6 protein-coding genes are annotated in these 5,075 nt (G+C 73.6%); 5 read left to right on the top strand and 1 reads right to left on the bottom strand.

The features are described from left to right. On the bottom strand, positions 1 to 476 hold a 476-nt coding region (locus AB0J52_RS26895), incomplete at its 3' end, for an AraC family transcriptional regulator (RefSeq protein WP_500185100.1). A gap of 102 nt (positions 477 to 578) precedes the next feature. On the opposite strand from AB0J52_RS26895, the gene AB0J52_RS26890 reads away from it, so the two are divergent. From AB0J52_RS26890 to proB, 5 genes are all read left to right on the top strand, one after another. Further along, positions 579 to 1,544: an NADP-dependent oxidoreductase gene (locus AB0J52_RS26890; RefSeq protein ID WP_500185099.1), complete on the top strand. Its 966-nt coding sequence runs from the start codon at positions 579 to 581 to the stop codon at positions 1,542 to 1,544. A 368-nt stretch (positions 1,545 to 1,912) separates the two neighbouring features. Further along, positions 1,913 to 2,227, top strand: coding sequence for a 50S ribosomal protein L21 (gene rplU, locus AB0J52_RS26885; protein ID WP_500185098.1), 315 nt, complete (start codon positions 1,913 to 1,915; stop codon positions 2,225 to 2,227). A gap of 13 nt (positions 2,228 to 2,240) precedes the next feature. Further along, a complete protein-coding gene (rpmA, locus tag AB0J52_RS26880) occupies positions 2,241 to 2,498 on the top strand; it encodes a 50S ribosomal protein L27 (RefSeq protein WP_122198568.1) in 258 nt (85 codons plus the stop codon). Between the two features lie 80 nt (positions 2,499 to 2,578). Beyond that, on the top strand, positions 2,579 to 4,063 hold the full coding sequence (gene obgE, locus AB0J52_RS26875; RefSeq protein WP_500185096.1) for a GTPase ObgE: 1,485 nt from the start codon (positions 2,579 to 2,581) through the stop codon (positions 4,061 to 4,063). A 38-nt stretch (positions 4,064 to 4,101) separates the two neighbouring features. Next, positions 4,102 to 5,075: glutamate 5-kinase (gene proB / locus AB0J52_RS26870; RefSeq protein WP_500185094.1), on the top strand; the 974-nt coding region annotated here is incomplete at its 3' end.

Raw genomic sequence — 5,075 nt, 5'->3', positions numbered from 1 at the left:
GTCAGCACGTCGCCGTCGTCCACGAACAGCACGTCGGGATCGACCCGGACGGCGGTGAACAGCCGCTGCAGCAGGTCGGCCTCGCGCCAGTGCGTGGTGGCCGGGCGGCGGTCCAGCAGCCCGGCGGCGGCCAGCACGAACGCGCCGGTGCAGATGGCCACCAGCCGGGTCTCCGGCCGCAGCGTGAGGAGGGCGGCGCGCAGGGCGTCCGGCAGCGGCTCGCCCTCGCGGAGCGCGCCGAGCGCGTGCGAGGGCGGGATCACGACCGTGTCCGCCGAGGCCAGCAGGGACGCGTCGTGCTCCACGCTGATCGTGAAGTCGGCGTCCGCCCGCACCGGCCGCCCGTCCAGGCTGCAGGTGGCGACCGAGTACAGCGGCTCGCCGGACGCGGAGTGCGCGAGGCCGAAGATCCGCGCCGGGATGCCGAGTTCGAAGGGGACGACGCCGTCCAGGGCCAGGACCGCCACACGATGCATGGCCCGATTGTTTCGTATCCCGGCCATCCGGCCACTCCCGCCCCTCCCCGGCCGCGCGCGAACCTGGACCAGGTCCGATTCTCCGCAGGTCAGGAAGCGAACATGGCAGAGGAAGCAGTGAAGACGATGCGCGCGGTCAGCCAGGACGAGCCGGGCGGCCCGGAGGTGCTGAAGATCGTGGAGGCCGCACGGCCGGAGTCGGGCGCGGGGGAGGTCCTCGTCCGGGTGCACGCCGCCGGGATCAACCCGGTCGACTGGAAGACCCGGGAGCGGGGCCGGTTCGCGGACGGGACGCGCCCGCCGTTCACCCTCGGGTTCGACGTGTCCGGCGTCGTGGCGGCGGTCGGCTACGGCGTCTCGATCTTCCAGCCGGGGGACGAGGTGTTCGGCATGCCGAGGTTCCCGCACCCCGCCGGGGCGTATGCCGAATACGTCACCGCGCCGGCCCGCCACTTCGCGCCCAAGCCCGCGAAGCTCGACCACGCCCACGCCGCCGCGGTCCCGCTGGCGGCGCTCACGGCGTGGCAGGCCCTCGTGGACACCGCGGACGTCCGCCCGGGGGAGCGGGTCCTCGTCCACGCGGCGGCCGGGGGTGTCGGGCACCTGGCGGTGCAGATCGCCAAGGCCCGCGGCGCGCACGTGATCGGCACGGCCAGTGCCGCCAAGCACGGCCTCCTCCGCGACCTCGGCGCGGACGAGCTGGTCGACTACCGCGAGACCGACTTCGCCGAGGCCGTCCAAGACGTGGACGTCGTCCTGGAGTCGATCGGCGGCGACTATCCCGCCCGGTCCCTCCGGACGCTGAAGCCGGGGAGCGGTAGGCTGGTCTCGATTTTGCCGCCGTCGGAGTCGTGGCCCGCCGCCGAGGCCGAGGCGCGGGGCGTGCGGGCCGGTTTCGTCCTGGTGGAGCCTGATCACCACGCGCTGCGGGAGATCGCGGCCCTGATCGAGGACGGCGGCCTTCGCGTCCAGGTCCAGGACGTCCTACCGCTGGAGAGGGTCGCGGAGGCGCACGCGCTGGGGGAGACCAACCGCACGGCGGGTAAAATCGTCCTGTCGGTCCGGTAGCGACTCCCGGGCGGACGATCTTCAACGGCTCGGCCGGCCCGACCGGACGGCCCAGGCCGCGCGGCGTGCCAGGGCGGCCGGGGTGGATCGGACGGTTCGCCTTACTCCAGGGCGTCCGGTAGCCTTGCTAGATGGTGCGTGTCAACGCGCCACTTCGACTTGCACCGGCGACGCCGCGGTCACGCGGTTGCGGTGCAGACTCCCAGCCCGTTCCGGGCGAGGAGGAGCAGAGAGCGCCCATGGTCCCGAGGCCATGCGGTGTGCCGTCCTCGGCCCCGGCCGGGGATAGGCCCCCGACCGGGGGCTGGTGAAGACCACGCGCGGGACCGGTTCGCTCCGGAAGCGCGCGTTGAACGAAGGGTTTCCGCGTGTACGCGATTGTCCGCGCAGGCGGGCGGCAGGAGAAGGTCGCCGAGGGCGACGTCCTGACCGTCGACAAGCTCGACGCCGAGGTCGGCTCGACCGTGACGTTCCCGGCGCTGCTGGTCGTCGACGGCGCCGATGTCGTCAGCAAGCAGGCCGACCTGGCCTCCTACGAGGTCACCGCCGAGATCCTCGGCGCGGTCAAGGGCCCGAAGATCCACATCATGCACTACCGGAACAAGACCGGGTACAAGCGGCGGATGGGTCACCGTCAGCCGTACACCGAGGTCAAGATCACCGGTATCAAGGCCGGGAAGTAGAGGGAGGCCCCGAATGGCACACAAGAAGGGCGCGTCGTCCAGCCGTAACGGCCGCGACTCCAACGCACAGCGTCTGGGTGTCAAGCGCTTCGGCGGCCAGCTGGTCAACGCCGGCGAGATCATCGTCCGTCAGCGCGGCACCCACTTCCACCCCGGCCCGGGCGTCGGCCGCGGCGGCGACGACACGCTGTTCGCGCTGGTCGCGGGCCACGTGACGTTCCGGCGCTACCGTGGCCGCAATGCCGTGAGCATCGTCCCGCCGGCGGAGTAAGTCCGCCACGCAGCGACGTTGGAGAAGGGGCGGACCATCTCGGTCCGCCCCTTGCTTGTTTTTCCGAACCAGGAGGATTCGTGGCCGCCAACACCGGAGCCGGCGCGCAGTTCGTGGACCGGGTCGTGCTGCAGGTGGTCGCCGGAAACGGCGGCCACGGCTGTGCCTCGGTCCACCGGGAGAAGTTCAAGCCGCTGGGCGGCCCCGACGGGGCCAACGGCGGCAACGGCGGTGACGTGATCCTGGAGGTGGACACCAACACCGCCAGCCTGCTCGACTACCACCGCCGCCCGCACCGCAAGTCGCCCAACGGGCGTCCCGGCCAGGGCGGGCACCGCACCGGCGCGAACGGCGAGTCCGTCATCCTGCCGGTGCCGGACGGCACGGTCGTGAAGTCCCGCGACGGCGAGGTGCTGGCCGACCTGGTCGGCGAGGGCACCCGGTTCGTCGTCGCGCAGGGCGGCCGCGGCGGCCTCGGCAACGCCGCGCTCGCGACCGCCAAGCGCAAGGCCCCCGGGTTCGCGCTGCTCGGCGAGCCCGGCGAGGAGCGCGAGGTCGTGCTGGAGCTGAAGAGCGTCGCGGACGTCGCGCTCGTCGGCTTCCCGAGCGCGGGCAAGTCGTCGCTGATCGCGGCGCTGTCCGCGGCCAAGCCGAAGATCGCCGACTACCCGTTCACCACCCTGGTCCCGAACCTCGGCGTGGTCAGCGCGGGCGACACCACCTTCACCGTCGCCGACGTCCCGGGCCTGATCGAGGGCGCCAGCGAGGGCAAGGGCCTCGGCCTGGAGTTCCTCCGGCACATCGAGCGGTCCTCCACCCTCGCGCACGTGCTCGACTGCGCGACGCTGGAGCCCGGCCGCGACCCGGTCTCCGACTTCGAGGTCATCGAGACCGAGCTGCAGGCCTACGACCGGGTGCTCGGCGACCGGCCGCTGTCGGACCGCCCGCGCGTCGTCGTGCTGAACAAGGTGGACGTCCCGGACGGCCGCGAGCTCGCCGACATGGTCCGGCCCGAGTTCGAGAAGCGCGGCCTGAAGGTCTACGAGGTCTCGGCGGCGACGCACGAGGGCCTGCGCGAGCTGTCGTTCGCGATGGCCGGCATGGTCCAGGAGTACCGCGCCAGCCTGCCGCCCGCCGAGCCGACCCGCCTGGTCATCCGCCCGGTCCCGGTCGGCGGGGACGTCGAGTACGAGGTCCGCAACGTCGGCGACAACACCTACCTGATCACCGGCGAGAAGCCCGTCCGGTGGCTCCGGCAGACCGACTTCAGCAACGAGGAGGCCGTCGGCTACCTCGCCGACCGGCTCGCCCGCCTCGGCGTGGAGGAGGAGCTGGCCAAGGCCGGCGCGTCCGCCGGCGCCACGGTCCTCATCGGCACGATGGACGACGCGATCGTGTTCGACTGGGAGCCCGAGACCGCCGCCGCCGCGGCCGCCGCGTCCCCGCGCGGCACCGACCGGCGGCTCGACGCGGCCGCCGGGCACCGGCGCACCAACGTCGAGCGCCGCGCCGAGCTGGAGGAGAAGCGCGCCGCCCGCCGGGCCGGTTACACCGACGAGGACTGATCCCCCGGCCCCTCGCGGGCCACCCCCCAGGAGGACTGGTGACCATCCGAAAGGCGATCGGCAACGCCCGGCGGATCGTGGTGAAGGCGGGGTCGTCCTCGCTGACGACGCCGCAGGGCACGATCGACGCCGACCGGATCGACGCGCTGGTGGACGTGCTGGCCGCGCGCCGCGCCGCCGGGACCGAGATCGTGTTCGTGTCGTCCGGCGCGATCGCCGCCGGGCTCGGCCCGCTCGGGCTGGCCCGGCGGCCGCGCGACCTGGCCACCCAGCAGGCCGCCGCGTCGGTCGGGCAGGGCCTGCTGGTCGCGGGGTACACCGCGTCGTTCGCCCGGTACGGGCTGACGGTCGGGCAGGTGCTGCTGACGCCGGACGACATGATGCGCCGCTCGCACCACCGCAACGCGCAGCGCGCCGTCGGGCAGTTGCTGGCGCTCGGCGTCGTGCCGATCGTGAACGAGAACGACACGGTCGCCACCGACGAGATCCGGTTCGGCGACAATGACCGGCTCGCCGCGCTCGTCGCCCACCTGACCAGGGCGGACGCGCTCGTCCTGCTCTCCGACGTGGACGCGCTGTACACCGGCGACCCGTCCCGGCCCGGCGTCCGGCGGATCGACGAGGTGCGCACGCCCGCCGACCTGGCCGGGATCGAGCTCGGCGGCTCCGGGCGCGTCGGGACGGGCGGCATGGTCACCAAGGTCGAGGCGGCGCGGATCGCGGGCGTCCCGGTCGTGCTGACCGACGCCGCGCGCGCGTCCGCCGCCCTCGCCGGCGAGCCGGTCGGAACCTACTTCCATCCCGGCGACGCGCCGCGCATGTCGTCCCGGAACCTGTGGCTCGCGCACGCCACGACCGGGCAGGGTCGGGTCGTGCTCGACCCGGGCGCGGTCGAGGCGATCGTGCAGCGCCGCAAGTCGCTGCTGCCCGCCGGGGTCACCGGCGTGCAGGGCGAGTTCGCGGCCGGCGACCCCGTCGACCTGGTCGGCGGGGACGGCCGGGTCGTCGCGCG

This window comes from Spirillospora sp. NPDC049652, from assembly GCF_040675125.1.
In the GTDB taxonomy this organism is placed as follows: Bacteria; Actinomycetota; Actinomycetes; order Streptosporangiales; family Streptosporangiaceae; genus Spirillospora.
This window is presented reverse-complemented; position numbering and strand designations above follow the sequence as displayed.

Excerpts from the sequence above, each read along its gene's own strand:
- rpmA (WP_122198568.1), top strand. The coding sequence starts at position 2,241 with ATGGCACACAAGAAGGGCGCGTCGTCCAGCCGTAACGGCCGCGACTCC.
- AB0J52_RS26890 (WP_500185099.1), top strand. The coding sequence starts at position 579 with ATGGCAGAGGAAGCAGTGAAGACGATGCGCGCGGTCAGCCAGGACGAG.